Source organism: Streptomyces sp. NA02950 (assembly GCF_013364155.1).
Classification (GTDB): Bacteria; Actinomycetota; Actinomycetes; order Streptomycetales; family Streptomycetaceae; genus Streptomyces.
In genome coordinates this window covers 5,047,225-5,063,153 of the sequence record NZ_CP054916.1, presented here as the reverse complement: position 1 = coordinate 5,063,153, position 15,929 = coordinate 5,047,225, and the positions used below count along the sequence as shown (strand labels likewise).

The 15,929-nt window shown below is 70.7% G+C and carries 15 protein-coding genes; 3 read left to right on the top strand and 12 right to left on the bottom strand.

Annotation, left to right across the window (positions count from 1 at the left end; translation table 11 throughout):
- Positions 1 to 59: 59 nt before the first annotated feature.
- The 3 genes from HUT19_RS22200 to HUT19_RS22190 all read right to left on the bottom strand — a co-directional run bounded on the left by HUT19_RS22200 (position 60) and on the right by HUT19_RS22190 (position 3,663).
- Complete coding sequence (locus HUT19_RS22200; protein WP_254885709.1) at positions 60 to 1,769, bottom strand: threonine/serine exporter ThrE family protein; 1,710 nt, start codon at positions 1,767 to 1,769, stop codon at positions 60 to 62.
- 208 nt (positions 1,770 to 1,977) lie between these two features.
- Positions 1,978 to 2,703 carry a DedA family protein gene (locus HUT19_RS22195; protein WP_176182150.1) on the bottom strand — a complete coding sequence of 242 codons (726 nt, stop codon included), beginning with the start codon at positions 2,701 to 2,703 and terminating at the stop codon, positions 1,978 to 1,980.
- Positions 2,704 to 2,892: 189 nt separating this feature from the next.
- Positions 2,893 to 3,663: a MerR family transcriptional regulator gene (locus HUT19_RS22190; RefSeq protein WP_176182149.1), complete on the bottom strand. Its 771-nt coding sequence runs from the start codon at positions 3,661 to 3,663 to the stop codon at positions 2,893 to 2,895.
- A gap of 141 nt (positions 3,664 to 3,804) precedes the next feature.
- On the opposite strand from HUT19_RS22190, the gene leuE reads away from it, so the two are divergent.
- Together leuE and HUT19_RS22180 are read left to right on the top strand one after the other, a co-directional pair.
- A complete protein-coding gene (leuE, locus tag HUT19_RS22185) occupies positions 3,805 to 4,485 on the top strand; it encodes a leucine efflux protein LeuE (protein ID WP_176182148.1) in 681 nt (226 codons plus the stop codon).
- An 85-nt stretch (positions 4,486 to 4,570) separates the two neighbouring features.
- On the top strand, positions 4,571 to 5,992 hold the full coding sequence (locus HUT19_RS22180; protein ID WP_176182147.1) for a glutamate decarboxylase: 1,422 nt from the start codon (positions 4,571 to 4,573) through the stop codon (positions 5,990 to 5,992).
- Positions 5,993 to 6,146: 154 nt separating this feature from the next.
- Here the strand turns inward: HUT19_RS22180 and HUT19_RS22175 are convergent, their stop codons facing one another.
- From HUT19_RS22175 to HUT19_RS22145, 7 genes are all read right to left on the bottom strand, one after another.
- Positions 6,147 to 7,436, bottom strand: coding sequence for a hypothetical protein (locus tag HUT19_RS22175; protein ID WP_176182146.1), 1,290 nt, complete (start codon positions 7,434 to 7,436; stop codon positions 6,147 to 6,149).
- Between the two features lie 76 nt (positions 7,437 to 7,512).
- Complete coding sequence (locus tag HUT19_RS22170) at positions 7,513 to 8,337, bottom strand: ABC transporter permease (protein ID WP_176182145.1); 825 nt, start codon at positions 8,335 to 8,337, stop codon at positions 7,513 to 7,515.
- Complete coding sequence (locus HUT19_RS22165; protein WP_176182144.1) at positions 8,334 to 9,368, bottom strand: ATP-binding cassette domain-containing protein; 1,035 nt, start codon at positions 9,366 to 9,368, stop codon at positions 8,334 to 8,336. Before HUT19_RS22165 ends, HUT19_RS22170 begins: the two co-directional genes overlap by 4 nt.
- Before the next feature lie 97 nt (positions 9,369 to 9,465).
- Positions 9,466 to 10,155 carry a PadR family transcriptional regulator gene (locus HUT19_RS22160; protein ID WP_176182143.1) on the bottom strand — a complete coding sequence of 230 codons (690 nt, stop codon included), beginning with the start codon at positions 10,153 to 10,155 and terminating at the stop codon, positions 9,466 to 9,468.
- A gap of 97 nt (positions 10,156 to 10,252) precedes the next feature.
- Positions 10,253 to 10,804, bottom strand: a complete 552-nt coding sequence (locus tag HUT19_RS22155; protein ID WP_176182142.1) for a DinB family protein — start codon at positions 10,802 to 10,804, stop codon at positions 10,253 to 10,255.
- A 140-nt stretch (positions 10,805 to 10,944) separates the two neighbouring features.
- Entirely contained in the window at positions 10,945 to 12,402 is a 1,458-nt protein-coding gene (locus HUT19_RS22150; protein ID WP_176182141.1) for an aldehyde dehydrogenase family protein, read from the bottom strand.
- Positions 12,403 to 12,493: 91 nt separating this feature from the next.
- Positions 12,494 to 13,357 (bottom strand): helix-turn-helix transcriptional regulator, encoded by an 864-nt coding sequence (locus HUT19_RS22145; RefSeq protein ID WP_176182140.1) that lies wholly within the window; start codon positions 13,355 to 13,357, stop codon positions 12,494 to 12,496.
- A 303-nt stretch (positions 13,358 to 13,660) separates the two neighbouring features.
- Between HUT19_RS22145 and HUT19_RS22140 the strand changes: the two genes are divergently transcribed.
- Positions 13,661 to 14,161 carry an ATP-binding protein gene (locus tag HUT19_RS22140; RefSeq protein ID WP_176182139.1) on the top strand — a complete coding sequence of 167 codons (501 nt, stop codon included), beginning with the start codon at positions 13,661 to 13,663 and terminating at the stop codon, positions 14,159 to 14,161.
- 59 nt (positions 14,162 to 14,220) lie between these two features.
- On the opposite strand, the gene HUT19_RS22135 is transcribed toward HUT19_RS22140, so the two are convergent.
- Both HUT19_RS22135 and HUT19_RS22130 read right to left on the bottom strand, forming a co-directional pair.
- Positions 14,221 to 15,372, bottom strand: coding sequence for a site-2 protease family protein (locus HUT19_RS22135; protein WP_176182138.1), 1,152 nt, complete (start codon positions 15,370 to 15,372; stop codon positions 14,221 to 14,223).
- Positions 15,373 to 15,460: 88 nt separating this feature from the next.
- Entirely contained in the window at positions 15,461 to 15,694 is a 234-nt protein-coding gene (locus tag HUT19_RS22130) for a DUF397 domain-containing protein (RefSeq protein WP_176187147.1), read from the bottom strand.
- Positions 15,695 to 15,929: the final 235 nt, after the last annotated feature.

The window sequence follows — 15,929 nt, the reverse complement described above, 5'->3', positions numbered from 1 at the left end:
CCGCTGTTTTTCGCTGTATTCCCGCTGTATTCCGGGGAGATCGAGCGGGCGGTCCGGGGCTAGAAGCCGCGGGTGCGCTTGGCGGCGCGGCGGCCGCCCGGCTCGATGGCGGCGCCCGGCATCTTGAGGAAGAGCCGTGCGGACTCGTTCCCCAGGTTCACTCCTATGGCAATCGCCAGGGCCAGTGCGGCCGCTTGGGTGAGATGGGCGACCCCGCGGTCCAGATTGCCCTGGGCCAGGGCGAGCAGTCCGAAGTAGGTCGCGCTACCGGGCAGCAGTGGGCCGATCGCCGCCGTGACGTACGGCAGCGCGGAGGCGAAGCGATAGCGGGACTGGAGCTGGCCGAAGAGGCCGACCAGCCCGGCGGCCACGGTGGTGGCGGCCACCGGCGGTACATCGGCGGTGTCGGCGAGCGCCGCGTAGACCACCCAGGCCACCGCGCCGTTGAGCGTGGCGAACAGCACGGTGTGACGTTCCTGCTGGAGCAGGATCGAGAACGTCAGGGCGAGCAGCATCGCCGCCAGTATCTGGATGTACGGCCGCTCCACATGGCGCAGCGCCGCCTCCGGGTTGAGCTTGGCGTCCAGCTGGAGGCCGCCGTACAGCACCGTGAGCACCCCGCACACGATGCCGACGATGAGGTAGCCGACTTCCAGGAGCCGGGCAGCGGCGGTGATGTAATAGCCGGTCAGCCCGTCCTGGACACCCGCCACCAGCGCCTGTCCCGGGATCAGGGCGAACAGTCCACCGGTGATCACCGCGGACGCCTGGAGTCCGGAGTCGGCGAGGCTGAGCCCGACGCCCATCGCGGCGGGCGGCATCGCCGCGGCCACGAACTGGTAGAACTCCGGCAGTCCGCGCCCGGAGGCCAGCCATGCCAGCCGGTCGCCGAGCATCGCGCCGACGGCCGCCGCGAAGAACACCGGCCATTCACCGCCGACCAGCATGCTCGCCGCCCCGGCCAGCCCGCCGCCCGCGACGGTGAGCGCCCAGCCGGGGTAGGGGTGGCGGTTACGGCGTATCTCGGCCAGCCGCCGGTACGCCTCCTCCAGGGTGATGTCCTCGTGCGTGGTGATGTCGTCGACCAGCCGGAAGACCGCGGAGAGCCGGGTGTAGTCGGTGCCCCGGCGGCGCACGGTGCGGCTGGCGGTGACCGGGTCGTCCACCAGCGAGGCCTGGTAGCTGACCGACAGCAGGGTGAAGGTCACCGTCGGCTCGCAGCGGTCGAGCCCGTAGGCATGGGCCACGCCGAACATGGCCGCCTCCACGTCCTCGGCCCCCTCGCCGCCCGCGAGCAGCAGCTCGCCGATGCGGAGGGTGAGGTCGAGCACACGGGGCACGGCGGGGCCGGTGTCACCCTCCGACCGTTCGACGCGCTCGGGGAGCGGGCGCTCCCCGAGCGGCATCCGCAGCATGGTGCGCATGCGGTCCTGCCAGGGCGCGTCCTTGGTCAGCCGGACGACGGGGATACCGCCGGGCGGGGTGAAGGCGGGGAAGCCGCCCGTGGTCTGGTTGCCGTTCTGCGAGGTCTTCATCCCGGCGGGCGGGGCGAAGGCGGAGCCCTCCGGCTCGGCGGCGGGCTCGGCGGCAAGCCCCTCCGGGACGGCGAACTCCGACGTCGGATGCTCGTCCTCGGGGGGCGGCGGCAGTGGTAGCCCCAGGGGCGGAGTGAAGGCGCTGTGAGCCTCGTCGGACTGCGGCTTGCCGTTCGCCGCCACGTCCGTCTCCGCGGCCCCGCCGCGCTGTCCCTGCTGTCGGTCCGACCCCACGTCTCCTCGCTCCTCGCCGGCCTCCTCGTGCATTTCCGGGCGGCCGCGCGAACCAGCGACGGCGGCCACCGCTGCCCATTGTGCGGGGCGGTGACCAGCGAACGGGAGCGGGGGCGGTGGTGGGGCCGATGTGAAGCCGGGGGAAGCGAGGCGAAAACGGGTGAAGGGGGTGTGACCGGCGCGGACGGTGGCCCTGGGGCCCCGGGGGTCAGCGCTTGGCGTGGCGTCCGCGCGGGGCCTGCGGCGGAGCTCCGGCGCCCGGCTGCCCCCCGGCCGCGTCCGAGGTGCCCCGCTCGCCGGCGGCCGCGCTCTTCTTGGCCTTGCCGCGGGCCCGCAGGAACTCGATCGCGATCGGGACGACCGACAGCAGCACGATGCCGAGCAGCATCAGCTCGATGTGCGCATGGACGAAGTCGACCTTGCCGAGCACCGCGCCCAGCAGGGTGACCCCGGTCCCCCACAGCACACCGCCGAGCACATTGAAGATGATGAAGGAGCGGTAGTTCATCCGGCTCACGCCCGCGATGATCGGCGTGAAGGTGCGGACGATGGGCACGAAGCGGGCCAGCACCAGCGACTTGGGCCCGTACTTCTCGAAGAACTCATGGGCCTTCTCCACGTTCTCCTGCTTGAAGAACTTGGAGTCGGGGCGGCGGAACAGCGACGGGCCGACCTTCCGGCCGAACAGATAGCCGACCTGGTCGCCGATGACGGCGGCGACGGTGATACCCAGGCACACCAGCCACAGATCCTGCTTGATCACATCGGTGGTGACCAGCAGACCGGTGGTGAACAGCAGGGCGTCGCCCGGCAGGAAGAAGCCGATGAGCAGGCCGGACTCCGCGAAGACGATGGCGAGGACACCGAGCAGACCGAAGGTCTCGATCAGATAGTCCGGGTCCAGCCACTGGGGGCCGAGCGCGAGGGTGGTCACGGGTGACAGGCTCCTGGGTCGAGGGGTGCAGGCTCGTGCGAGGCCCGGCCGCAGGTCGGGGCGGACTGGATGCGGTGTTCTTCGCAGTGTGCCGCCCAAAGCTATCAACGCCGGGTGCCTGTCCTTGGTTCCCACCGGCCCGGGGGTGCCCGGCGGGCCCGGAGGGGGTCTCCGGACCCGTCGGGCGGATCAGGCGCCGCGGTACCCCGCGCGGTGCGCGTTGGCGAGGATCGCGGTGCGGAGATAGGCGGCCAGACCCGGCTTCACCGCGTCGTAGGTCGCGGTGAAGCGCTCGTCCGCCACATACATCTCGCCCAGACAGGTGTGGATCTCGTAGGTGCAGTCGTAGAACCAGCCGACGATATGGTCCCGGTGCTCCTCGGCGAGGTCCATCGCGGCCTCGGACTCGGGGTCGGTCCCGGCCTCCAGGAGGGCTGCGAGGCGTGCGTTGAGGTCATCCGCCTCAGCCTTGATCCGCAGATAGTCGTCCTTGGTGTACGAGGCGGTCCGGCGCACCGACTCCCGGTACGCCTCGGTGTGGCCCCAGCGCCGCTCGACCTCCTCCGCGTAATCCTCGGGGTCTGTGTCGCCAAAGACCTCGAACTTCTCCTCCGGGGTGAGGTTGATGCCCATGCGCTGTGCCTCCATGGCGTGTTCGACGGCGGCGGCCATCTGCCGCAGCTTCTCGATCCGGCCGGTCAGCAGCTTGTGCTGACGCCGCAGATGGACTTGCGGGTCCGCGTCCGGGTCGTCGAGCAGGACCGCCACCTCGTCGAGCGGAAAGCCGAGCTCCCGGTAGAACAGGATCCGCTGGAGCCGGTCGAGGTCGGCGTCGTCGTACCGCCGGTGCCCGGCCGGGCTGCGGGCGCCGGGGCGCAGCAGCCCGATCTCGTCGTAGTGGTGCAGGGTGCGCACGGTCACACCCGCGAAACCCGCGACCTGTCCCACGGAATAGCTCATGGTTCGCTTCCGCTCTCCTGGTGTCGGTACCGGTCGTGCTCGGTACGGGTTCCACGGTGCGCCCTCACGCCGCGTGAGGTGCAAGTCCGGATGGCGGAACCCGGATGAGCCGCCTTTTCGGCCACTGGCATCCTGCCGATTGTGCTCGGGATAACGGATCTTTCGACCTATCTGGTGGGACTGGCGCTGATCATCCTTCTGCCAGGGCCGAATTCGCTCTATGTGGTGTCGGTCGCGGCCCGCCGCGGCCCTCGTGTCGCCTACCGGGCGGCGGCGGGTGTGGTGTGCGGGGACGCGGTGCTGATGGCGCTGTCGGCGGGCGGGGTGGCCTCGCTGCTGCATGCGAGCCCGCTGGTGTTCGACGTGGTGAAGTTCGCGGGCGCGGGCTATCTGACCTGGCTCGCGGTGGGCATGCTGCGCGGGGCACGGGCGCTGTGGCGGCGCGGTCCGGGGGCCGTTGGGGCGGCCGGCGGCGGCGCGGACGGCACGGGTACGGCGGGCGCCGAGGGGACGGCGGCGGAGCGGCCGTACCGCCGGGCGCTGGTCATCAGCCTGCTGAACCCCAAGGCGATCCTCTTCTTCATCTCCTTCTTCGTGCAGTTCGTGGACCCCGAGTACGCCCATCCCGCGCTGTCGTTCGTGGCGCTGGGCGCCTGGGCGCAGTTGTTCAGCATCACCTATCTGTCGGTGCTGATCTTCGGCGGCACGTACCTGGCGGCCACCTTCCGGCGGCGCAGGCGGCTGACCGCTGGTCTGTCGGCGGGTGCGGGCACGGCGTTCCTCGGCTTCGCGGCGAAGCTGTCCCTGAGCAGCGGGGCGTAGCGGCGGGGGAGCGGCGCGGGGGAGTGACACCGGGGAGCGGCGCGGGACCGAGCCTTATGCCAGATATGCCCGTATTTTCGGGAAGATGGCACTTCATCGAGGCTCCACCAGCAGGCACGGCGGAGAAGAGCGGCCCGCCTTCTCCGTCAACCCCTTCTACGGCGAGGCCGACCCGGTCAGCGGCATGGCCGCCGAACCACCGCGCCGCCGCCTCCCGGACGGGCCGATGGCGCCCGCCGCCGCGTATCAGTTCGTCCATGACGAGCTGATGCTGGACGGCAACGCCCGGCTGAACCTCGCCACCTTCGTCACCACGTGGATGGAGCCGCAGGCGGGCAGGCTGATGTCCGACTGCCGCGACAAGAACATGATCGACAAGGATGAGTACCCGCGCACGGCCGAGCTGGAGCGGCGCTGTGTGGCGATGCTCGCCCATCTGTGGCACGCCCCGGACCCGGATTCGGTCATGGGCTGCTCCACCACCGGGTCCAGTGAGGCGTGCATGCTCGCCGGGCTGGCCCTCAAACGGCGCTGGGCGAAGCGGAATCCGGTGCGCTACCCGGCCACCGCCCGGCCCAACCTGGTCATGGGCTGCAACGTCCAGGTGTGCTGGGACAAGTTCTGCAACTTCTGGGAGGTCGAGGCGCGGCAGGTGCCCATGGAGGGCGACCGCTTCCACCTCGACCCCCAGGCCGCCGCCGACCTCTGCGACGAGAACACCATCGGCGTCGTCACCGTGCTCGGCTCGACCTTCGACGGGTCCTACGAGCCGGTGGCCGAGGTGTGCGGGGCGCTGGACGACCTCCAGGAGCGCACCGGGCTGGACGTACCGGTCCATGTGGACGGGGCCTCCGGCGCGATGGTGGCACCGTTCCTCGACACCGACCTGGTGTGGGACTTCCGGCTGCCGCGCGTTTCCTCCATCAACACCTCGGGCCACAAGTACGGCCTGGTCTACCCGGGGGTGGGCTGGGCGCTGTGGCGCACCACCGAGGACCTGCCCGAGGAGCTGGTCTTCCGGGTCAACTACCTCGGCGGCGACATGCCCACCTTCGCACTCAACTTCTCCCGGCCCGGGGCCCAGGTGGCCGCCCAGTACTACACCTTCCTGCGGCTGGGGCGGGACGGCTTCCGCGCGGTCCAGCAGAACTCCCGCGACGTGGCCTGCTCGCTGGCCGACCGGATCGAGGCGCTCGGCGACTTCACCCTGCTGACCCGCGGCGACCAGCTGCCGGTCTTCGCCCTCACCACGGCGGACGGGGTGGAGAACTTCACCGTGTTCGACGTCTCACGGAGGCTGCGGGAGTGCGGCTGGCTGGTGCCCGCGTACACCTTCCCGCCCCACCGCGAGGATCTGTCGGTGCTGCGGGTGGTATGCCGCAACGGCTTCTCGATGGATCTGTCCGACCTGTTCATGGACGATCTGCGGAGCGTGATGCCGGAGCTGCGGGCACAGACGAAACCGCTGGGGCGGCCGGAGTCCGTCGCCACCGCCTTCCACCACTGACCGCTCCGCGGGAGGTGCCGCGAGGTGCCGTCATGCGTCCGCGGACGCGTCGTGGCCGGTCGCGCCCGCGCGGCGGAGCCGCACATCGACACAGCCCGCGCCCCTTGGGAGCACCCCCGACCACACCGGGCTTCAGCGAGGCCGCTTCATCTTCTCAGCCCGGCTGGGACGCGGTGTCGAGCAGCAGCTCGGCTCTGCGCCGTACCGCCTCCAGGGCCCCGGGTCTGCGGCCGGGCACCCGGCCGCGCAGCTCGATCAGCTGCGGGGCGAGGGCGCTGGCCCTGGTCCGGTCCCGGATGAACTGCCACTGGTGGTGCGCCCGGTCCACGGCCCCCTCCACCTCGGGATGCCCGGCCGGTTCCCCGTTGCCCAGCCGGGCGTCCGCCACCGCGAGCCACAGCTCACAGGCGCGGGCCGGATCGTCGGCCAGCCGGGCGAGATCGGCGCGGACCTCCAGCCAGTGGATCGCTTCGGCGGAGCGCGGACCGGCCGCGCGCAGCGCCTCCCGCTCCCACGCCGCCGCCATGGAGGCGGCCTCGCCGTGCCGTCCGTGGTGCGCGGCCTCGAAGATGGCGGCGTGCGGATCCGGCACCGGAGCGGACCCGGGAGAGGGCGGCGGCGGAGCCTGGGGCGGTGTGTCCTGGGGTGCCGTGGCGCGTACGGCGGGGTCGCGGACGCACAACGCGTCCGGCACCGCGTCCACCGGGCGCGGAGACGTTTCCCCTGACCCGTCCAGCAGCAGGGCGGGCCCACCGCCGAGCCCCGCCTCCGCGGCGGCCCGCTCGTGCAGCCGGACGTACGGCAGCGTGGCGGCGCCACCGCTCGCGGTGCCGCCCGTCGTACCGGCGGCCGCCGCACCGCGCAGCACATCGGCCAGCGCCCGGCTGTAGACCGGCGCCGCGAGCTGCCGCTTGGGCGGGGCCGGGGCCACCGCGCCGTACAGCGTCAGCCCGGACGCGAGCCGACCGGGGCCGCCCGCGGCCCCGGACAGCCCCGGCCACGCCGTCTCGTCGGCCACCAGATCGGCCAGCACCGTGGCGCTGCCGGGCGGCCGTTGGGCCAGCTCGGCCGCCAGCCAGTGCCACGGCAGCGCCGTGTACCGGGCCGTCCGCGGGGTGGTGCGCGCCAACGCCAGATGCGGTAAACGCTGTTTGGCGTCGACGGTGAGCTGGCCCGCGAGATAGATCAGCACCGGGCCCGGATGGGCGGCCGCCGTCCGCAGATGGGTCAGCACGGTCTGCGGATCGGCGGGGTCGACGAGTTGGACGACGCTGGCACCGCCGGGCGTGCCCAGCAGCGCCGCCGGAGGCACGGCGGCGAGCTGTGGCAGAGCGGCGGCCGCGTCCATCAGCCGCTGCTTCCCGGCCGGGGCGGCCGCGATCAGCAGGGCGTATCCCGGCCCCCCGGCCGTGGCCGCCCCCGTGCCCACGCTGTCGTTCCCCATACCTGCACCGTATCCGCAACCACCCACCACCGGTGACGATGTGACCGAGGCGGCATCCGGGCCCCGGGCACACCCGTCAGCGGCTGAGCCCCCGGTAACGGCCGACGGCGAGCGGGAAGAAGACCGCCACCAGAAGCAGCGGCCAGCCGACGGCGAGGAGTTGGGCGTGGTCGGCGGCCCAGGAGCCGCGCCCGGCACCCGGGATCCCGAACAGATCGCGGACCGCGGTGGCCGTCGCCGACATCGGGTTCCACTCCGCGACCGTGCCCAGCCACGCGGGCATGTTCTCGGGCGCGGTGAACGCGTTGGAGAGGAACCCGACCGGCCAGACCAGGATCTGCACGGCCTGGACGAGTTCGGGACGTCCGGCCACCATGCCCAGGTGGATACCGATCCACAGCATCGCGAAGCGCAGCCAGAGCAGCAGCCCGGCCGCCAACAGCGCGTTTCCCAGGCCGTCGTGCCAGCGCCAGCCCATGGCCAGGGAGACCCCGATGAGGACGCACAGGCTCAGGCCGGACTGGAGCATGTCCAGGACGCTGCGCCCGACCAGCACCGCCGAAGAGGCCATGGGCATGGAGCGGAAGCGGTCGATGACGCCCTTGTTGAGGTCCTGGGTGACGGCGAGCATCGTCCCCTCCAGCCCGAAGGCCATGGTGAGGGCGAGCATCCCGGGCACCAGGTACTCCTTGTAGTCGCCGCCTCCGGGGACGGTCATCCCGCCGCCCAGGAAATACGCGAACATCAGCAGCATCATCACCGGGAAGACCAGGTTGATGACCACCTGGACGGGTTGGCGCGCCCAGTGGGCCAGTCCGCGCCGGGTCATGGTCCAGGAGTCGGCGAGGGCCCAGAGCGGGCCCCCCGAGGGCCTGGCGGCGATATCCGTCGCGGTGGTCATACGTCCGCCCCTTCCTTGGTGCTGTGGTCGGTGGTGTGGTCCGTGGTGGCGTTCAAGGCGCCCTCCGCCGCCGCGCCGTCCGCGGTGCTCCTCCCGGTGAGGTGGAGGAAGACCTCGTCGAGGGTGGGGCGGCGCAGCACGATGTCCTCCGCCTCGATCCCGGCCACGGCCAGGGCCCGTACGGTCTCGGTGAGCGCGGCGACCCGGTCCTCGACCCGGGCACCGACCCGCCGCCGGTCGGCGTCGGTCTCGACCTCACCGGCGCCGGTGGCCGGGCCCACGACCGCGGCGGCGGCGCCGAGTTGGCGGCCGTCCCGCAGCACGACCTCGATGCGGTCCCCGCCGATCCGGGCCTTGAGCTGGTCGGCGGTGCCGTCGGCGATGGCCCGCCCGTGGTCCACCACGCAGATCCGGTCGGCCAGTTGGTCGGCCTCCTCCAGGTACTGGGTGGTGAGCAGCACCGTGGTGCCGCCGCCGACCAGGGAACGGACCGCGTTCCACACCTCGTTGCGGCCGCGCGGGTCGAGCCCGGTGGTCGGCTCGTCCAGGAAGAGGACCTGGGGCCGCATGATGAGGCTCGCGGCCAGGTCCAGTCTGCGCCGCATGCCTCCGCTGTACTGCCCGACGGCCTTGTGGCCGGTGCCGGCGAGACCGAACCGCTCCAACAGCTCGTCCGCGCGGGCGCCCGCCCGGCGGCCGCCCAGGTGGTAGAGGCGGCCGAACATCTCCAGGTTCTGCCGTCCGCTCAGCTCCTCGTCGACCGCGGCGTGCTGGCCGAGCAGCCCGATGCGGTAGCGGACCTGGTCGGGATGGCGCCGTACGTCGTGTCCGGCGACCTCCGCACGGCCGCCGTCGTGCCGCAGCAGGGTGGCCAGGATCCGTACGCAGGTGGTCTTGCCCGCGCCGTTGGGACCGAGCACGGCGTGCACGGTGCCCTTCGGAACGGTCAGGTCGAGTCCGGCGAGGGCCGGTTTTCCGCCGTAGGTCTTCCGCAGTCCTTCGACCACGATCGCGGGATCGCTGTCGACCAAGGTCTTCTCCTCTCGAATTGCATTAGTCAAATTTGACTAGGCGCCTCCGGAAGGTACTCTCCGATCCGGGGTTAGTCAAACTTGATTAATAGATGGATCACCCAGGGCGGTGCCCACCTAGGGTGCGCCCGTCCGGGGTGCGCCCGTCCGGGGTGTGCCCGTCCGGGGCGTGCTCCTCACCGGGTGGTCGCGCCGTCTCCGTCCATACGTCCACCGAGCGCTTCCCCTCGCCCGCCATCACATAGGCCCCGCCCTCGAGGCGCTCGATCAGCCCGCGGGTCCACTCCGCCCCGCTGTCGGCGGAGTGCAGCCAGAACTTCATGATCTCGCCGATGTGGCCCCACTCGTCGGGGGCGTCCTCCGCGGGCATCCAGTGCCGGGTCACCTCCTCCCGCCACCCCTCGAGCGTCGCCACCCGCTGCTTGAGCAGATCGATGGCCTCGGCCCGGGTGAGATCCACGATGAACCCCACCCCGGCGGTCAGCTCGTCCAGCTTCTGACCGTGTTCCAGCAGGGCCTTCCGCAGCAGCCGGAAGTACTCCTCCTCCCCGTCCCCGGTCAGCTCGTACTCGGTGCGCGGCGGGCCGCCGGCCGTGCTCGGCGCGATGTCATGGGCGCGCAGCAGCCCTTGTTTCGCCATCTGTTTGAGGGCGTGGTAGATCGATCCGGGCTTGGCGTTGGACCACTCGTGCGCGCCCCAGAACTCCAGGTCGTTACGGACCTGATAGCCGTGCGCCCGCCCGTGCTGGCGCACCGCTCCCAGCACCAGCAGCCGGATCGCTGACATCTTCCGCTCTCTCCATCCTGCCGTCGGTCCCCGCGGCCTCTCGCTGCCGTCCAGGCTAGACGCGACGGGTCGGGCGGGATGGATCGGGCGAGACGGATCAGGAGGTGGCGGAGGCGGCGCCGGTCTCGTCGATGAGAACGAAGGCGGTCTTGCCGTCGATGGTCTCCCGGATGATGTCCGCGTGACCGGCGTGCCGGGCCATCTCCTGGATCAGGGTCAGCAGCAGGAAGCGCATCGACCGCTCACTGCCCGGAGGGAACCACGGGACGCGGGGCAGCGGGAAGGTGCCGTTCAGATCCGGCAGCGAGCGGATGAACTTCTCGGTGCGGACCGCCACATCGTCCCAGAAGGCGAGCACGCTCTCGACCGTCTGGCCCTCCTCCAGCTCATAGCTGAGGTGCCAGTTGTCGTGGTTGCGCTCGATGGTGTGCGGTACGCCCTTGGCGTCCTCGACCCAGCTCTGCTCGACCTCGGCGACATGCTTGAGCAGCCCCGCGAGCGACAGTTCGCTCGCGGACGGCTTGCTGCTCGCCTGCTCGGCGGTCAGACCGTGCAGGGTCCGGCGGATGGCGCCGCGCTGCGCATCCAGGAAGCCCAGCAGGGCGCCGGCCTCGTCACCGTGGGCTTCCTGACTCACGAGAGTGGGCATGGGGTCCGCCTTCCGTCGGTTCCGCCGACCGGGGTGTCCCGGTCTGTTCATGTCTCCGACAGTAGAGAGCGATGCGGTCAGCTTCTGTCCTCATCGATCGAGAGGACTAAAAAATCCAGCGGACCCCGAACCACCGCGGATCAGAAGGGGAACTGGCTCCGTCCGTGCTGGATGGAGATCCACTTGGTGGTGGTGAAGTCCTCGATCATCGACTCGCCGTTGAGCCGCCCCAGCCCCGAGTGCTTCTCCCCGCCGAACGGGACGATCGGCTCGTCGTGCACCGTGCTGTCGTTCACATGGATCATGCCGGTGTGGATGCGTTGGGCGAACCGCACTCCGCGCTCGATGTCGGCGGTGTGCACGGCCCCACTGAGCCCGTACTCCGTGTCATTGGCGATCCGGACGGCCTCCTCCTCGCCGTCGAAGGGGATCAGCAGCACCACCGGACCGAAGATCTCCTGCCTGAGGATGGCCGAGTCCTCCGGGACCCCGCCCAGCACGCTCGGCTCCATCAGCGTGCCCTCGGTGCGCCCCCGCACCAGCGCGGTGGCGCCCTCGGCTATGGTCTGGTCGACCAGGGCGCTGAGGGCCTCGGCCTGGCCCTCGTTGATCAGCGGGCCGATGTGGGTGGTCGGATCGCCGGGGTCGCCCACCTTCAGCGACTTCACCTTGGCCACGAACTTCTCGGTGAACTCCCGCTCCACCGCCCGGTCCACCAGCACTCTGTTGGCCGCCATACAGACCTGCCCCTGGTGGACGAAGCGGCTGAACACCGCCGCGTCCACCGCGTAGTCGAGGTCCGCGTCGTCCAGGACGACCAGCGCGCTGTTGCCGCCCAGCTCCAGGATCGACCGCTTGAAGTGGGAGGCGGCGACGGTGGCCACATGGCGGCCGACCTTGTCCGACCCGGTGAACGAGATCACCTTGGGCACCGGGTGCTCGATCAGCGCGTCACCGATCTCCGCGATGTCCGTGACCACCACATTGAGCAGTCCCGTGGGCAGCCCCGCCTCCTCGAAGACCTTGGCCACCAGACCGCCACCGCAGATCGGGGTGTTCTGGTGCGGTTTGAGGACCACGGCATTGCCCAGGGCCAGCGCCGGCGCCACCGACTTCAGCGAGAGCAGGAAGGGGAAGTTGAACGGGCTGATGACGCCCACGACCCCGACCGGCAGCCGGTAGAGGCGGTTCTCCTTGCCGTCGGCCGGGGACGGGATGATCCGGCCCTCGGGCCGCAGGGCCAGCTGGATCGCCTCCCGCAGGAACTCCTTGGCCAGATGGAGTTCGAAGCCCGCCTTCACCTGGGTGCCACCGCACTCCGCGGTGATCGTCTCGGCGAGCTCCTTCTCACGGCCCTCGATGATCCGCAGCGCGCGCTCGAAGACCTGCCGCCGGACATAGGGGTTGGTGGCCCCCCACTCCGGCTGCGCCCGCTCGGCGGCCCGGTAGGCGAGATCGATCTCCTCGACGGTGGCCACGGTGATGGACGCCAGCTTCTCCCCGCTGTAGGGGTCGAAGTCGACGATGTCCCAGGAACCGTTGCCGTCGCGCCACTCACCGTCGATGTACTGAAAAGCCAACTCGGAGAAGTAGGACATGCCATCCCTATCTGGAGGACGCGGTGCCCTTCACCGAGCACCCGCGCACGCGTGGGGGGTATTCCTGACGACACGTCAACCTACTGGTGCGTCATGTGTCGCGAAGGAGGTCTTCGAGCAGTTCCCGACTCTCCTGCGGCGACAGGCTGTCCGCGCCCAGCCGCTGCAACACCCGCTCGTACTGGGCCACTTCATCGCGCTTGTCCAGGTAGAGCGCGCTGGTGAGCTGTTCCAGATAGACCACGTCGGGCAGATCGGACTCCGGGAAGCGCAGCAGGGTGAACGCCCCGCTCTCCGCCGCGTGACCGCCGAAGGAGAACGGCATCACCTGCAACGTCACATTCGGCTGCTCGGAGACGGTGATCAGATGGCGCAGCTGGGCGCGCATCACCTCGGGCCCACCGTACGGTCGGCGCAGCGCCGCCTCGTCCAGCACCGCGTGGAAGGCCGGGGCACGCTCGGAGACCAGCAGCTTCTGCCGCTCCAGCCGCAGCGCCACCCGGCGGTCCACTTCGGCGGCGGGCGCCTGGGGCTGGCCGCGGGTCACCACGGCATGGGCATAGCCCTCGGTCTGGAGCAGCCCGTGGATGAACTGGACTTCGTAGCAGGCGATGTGGGAGGCCGAGCCCTCCAGGCCGACATAGGTCTGGAACCAGCCGGGCAGCACATCGCCGTAACTGTGCCACCAGCCGGTGAGATTGGCCTCGCGGGCCAGCCCGAGCAGCGCCGCGCGCTCCGCCTCGTCCGTGACGCCGTACAGCGTCAGCAGATCCTCGATGTCGCGCGCCTTGAAGCTCACCCGGCCCAACTCCATCCGGCTGATCTTGGATTCGGAGGCGCGGATCGAATAGCCCGCCGCCTCCCGCGTGATGCCGCGGGACTCGCGCAGCCGTCTGAGCTGAGAGCCCAGGAGGATGCGGCGCACCACCGATCCGCTCGACTCGCCTGCGGTCATCTGCGCGACCCTCCCTGTACGGAATTCACCCTTCCGAGGCGACCCCGCGGCCCCTGGGGCTGAAGTCTGCCACTTCCCAGGTTCCACGCTGTGCACATGCGGTCACTCAGCAGGGCCATGTACGCATCATTGCGTAGGAAGAAAGGCGTGTAAATGCGGTCACTGTCCCTCAAACAAGCTCCGTGCACGTGCATCTGCCCTTGCATCTGCTCTACGCATTCGGAACCATAGGGTTAGCGCACGTGCAAGCTCGTACGAGATCTGGCCAGGAGTCGTCACGGCCACGGATGCAGGAGTGCTCGCATGGGGAGCGAAGGATCCACTCTGCTGGAGCCCTTGTGGCGAGGGCTCCCGCCGATCGACCCCTCCGCCGTCTCCGGTTCCGTCTCCTGCCCCTTGCCCTCCCGCTTCGAAGCGGTCCGCGGCGCCCGGCAGTTCACCGGTTCCACCCTGCGCCAATGGGGTCTGCCCGAGCTGTTCGACGACGTGGCCCTGGTCGTCTCCGAGCTGGTGACCAACGCCCTGCGGCACGGGGTGCCCGGCGGCCTCACCGGCGGCCGGGGCGACGCCGAGGCCGATCCCCAGGTGCGGCTCCATTTGATGCACTGTCCCTCCCGGCTGGTGTGCGCGGTCCGCGACCTCAGCGCGGACGGCCCGGTGGCGGGTGAGGCGGACTGGGCGGAGGAGTCCGGGCGCGGGCTCCATCTGGTGGAGTCCTTCACCGACGGCTGGGGCTGGCATCCGCTGGCCGGGACGCTGCGGGGCAAGGTCGTCTGGGCCCTGTTCCAGCTACCCCGCCCCTGACCGGGACTCAGCGGCGGCCCTCGGCGAAGACCCTCGTCACACGGGCCCCGTGACGGAACTCAGTGGTGGGCGGACTCCGGCGGCGCCGCGGTGATGCCCAGGGCGTGCAGCTGGAAGAACCGGGTCACATCGTGCATCGTGACGATCCCCTCCAGATGACCGTGGTCCACCACCAGCACCGGCATTCCGCCGCCACCCGGCCGCGCCCGCTCCAGCACCTCGGTCAGCAGCTCGTCCGACGTGGCCACCGTGCACCGTGACAGCGGTACGGCCACATCGCGCACCCGGCGGGACTCCCGCTCCCCGGCCGGCACCGTCGCGAGGGCGCGCAGCTGCACCACCCCGCTGGGCCGTCCGTCGAAGTCGAGCAGGGGCAGTACGGAATGGCGGGAATGGGCCGCCACCTCGTCGATGAACCGCTCCACGGTCAGCCAGTCGGCCCCGGTGGCCACCGGCGTGGACATCGCGTCGCCCGACCGCACACCGCGCAGCGCCGTGGCGAACCCGGCCCGCTGCCGCTCGGCGTTGGCGATGACGACCATGAACAGTCCGATCAGCGAGAGCCACAGACCGCCGCCGTTCCCGCGCAGGAAGGAGATCCAGCCGAAGGCGATGAGCAGCACGCCGAAGACCTGACCGCTGCGCCCCGCCGCCCGGTCGGCGCGCTCCCGGTCACCGGTGCGCCACCACAGCACCGCCTGCACCACCCGTCCCCCGTCCAGCGGGGCCGCGGGCAGCAGATTGAACACACCCAGCAGCAGATTGGCCCAGCCCAGCCAGACCAGGAGAGCCGCGGGCACCCCCCATCCGGCCAGCGCGTTCACCCCGATCCCCACGCCGACGGCGATCCCGCCGAGGAGCAGGCTGGTGAGCGGACCGCTGACGGCCACCAGCAGGGCGACCCCGGCGGTGCGCGGCCGTCCCATCTGGGTGACTCCACCCAGCGCCCACAACGTCACGTCCTCGACCGAGACGCCCTTGCGGAGGGCGGCCACCGCATGGGCGGCCTCGTGCAGTAGCAGGCTGACCATCAGCAGCAGCGCACCCACGAGGCTGGCGACGACGTACACCGCGGTCGTCCGCCCGGGGGTCCACGCGGGCAGTGTCTCGCGGCCGAGACCGTAGGCGAGCAGGGCGACCAGTACCGGGACGCTCCAGTGCATCCGCAGTGGCACCCCGAGTACATGTCCGACCCGGATCGAGCCCTTCATCGCCGTCGTCTCACATCAGCTGGGTCCCCCGATGTCACTACCAGTGTCGCTCACCGGCGTGGCTTCGGCGCCGCGCCCACCGGGACGGTCAGCCGAGACCGGCCGGGTCCTGTGCCAGGTGGTCGAATTCGCCGTCCTTGGCCCCGAGCAGCATCGCCTCGACCTCGGCCGGGGTGTAGATCAGCGCCGGGCCGTCCGGGAAACGGGAGTTGCGCACGGCAACGTCACCGCCGGGCAGCTTGGCGAACTCCACGCACGCCCCCTGGGAATTGCTGTGTCTGCTCTTCTGCCAGACGACCCCCTGAAGGTCCGCGGCCGCCATGCCGTTGTACGGGTGGTCGCGCACAGGGCTCTCCACTGTTCGTGCAGCTGACAACTGCCCGGATCATAGCCGCGTTCTCTTGCGAATGCATGAGCGAATACATGAGCGAATGCACTCGCGTTTGCACAGGTAGATGCATGAGCAGATGCACGTGCACCAAGCGTATCGGCCTGATCACCCGGCAATCGCGTCTCCTGCCCCGGGCAGAGCAGAACACTCGTCATCTCTTCCGCTG

Bases quoted from the DNA above. Each gene is read 5' to 3' on its own strand.
- HUT19_RS22140 (WP_176182139.1), top strand. From the start codon at position 13,661: ATGGGGAGCGAAGGATCCACTCTGCTGGAGCCCTTGTGGCGAGGGCTC.
- HUT19_RS22180 (WP_176182147.1), top strand. From the start codon at position 4,571: ATGGCACTTCATCGAGGCTCCACCAGCAGGCACGGCGGAGAAGAGCGG.
- HUT19_RS22170 (WP_176182145.1), bottom strand. From the start codon at position 8,337: ATGACCACCGCGACGGATATCGCCGCCAGGCCCTCGGGGGGCCCGCTC.
- HUT19_RS22135 (WP_176182138.1), bottom strand. From the start codon at position 15,372: ATGAAGGGCTCGATCCGGGTCGGACATGTACTCGGGGTGCCACTGCGG.
- HUT19_RS22145 (WP_176182140.1), bottom strand. From the start codon at position 13,357: ATGACCGCAGGCGAGTCGAGCGGATCGGTGGTGCGCCGCATCCTCCTG.
- HUT19_RS22175 (WP_176182146.1), bottom strand. From the start codon at position 7,436: ATGGGGAACGACAGCGTGGGCACGGGGGCGGCCACGGCCGGGGGGCCG.
- HUT19_RS22155 (WP_176182142.1), bottom strand. From the start codon at position 10,804: ATGCCCACTCTCGTGAGTCAGGAAGCCCACGGTGACGAGGCCGGCGCC.
- HUT19_RS22130 (WP_176187147.1), bottom strand. From the start codon at position 15,694: ATGGCGGCCGCGGACCTTCAGGGGGTCGTCTGGCAGAAGAGCAGACAC.
- HUT19_RS22150 (WP_176182141.1), bottom strand. From the start codon at position 12,402: ATGTCCTACTTCTCCGAGTTGGCTTTTCAGTACATCGACGGTGAGTGG.
- HUT19_RS22190 (WP_176182149.1), bottom strand. From the start codon at position 3,663: ATGAGCTATTCCGTGGGACAGGTCGCGGGTTTCGCGGGTGTGACCGTG.
- HUT19_RS22160 (WP_176182143.1), bottom strand. From the start codon at position 10,155: ATGTCAGCGATCCGGCTGCTGGTGCTGGGAGCGGTGCGCCAGCACGGG.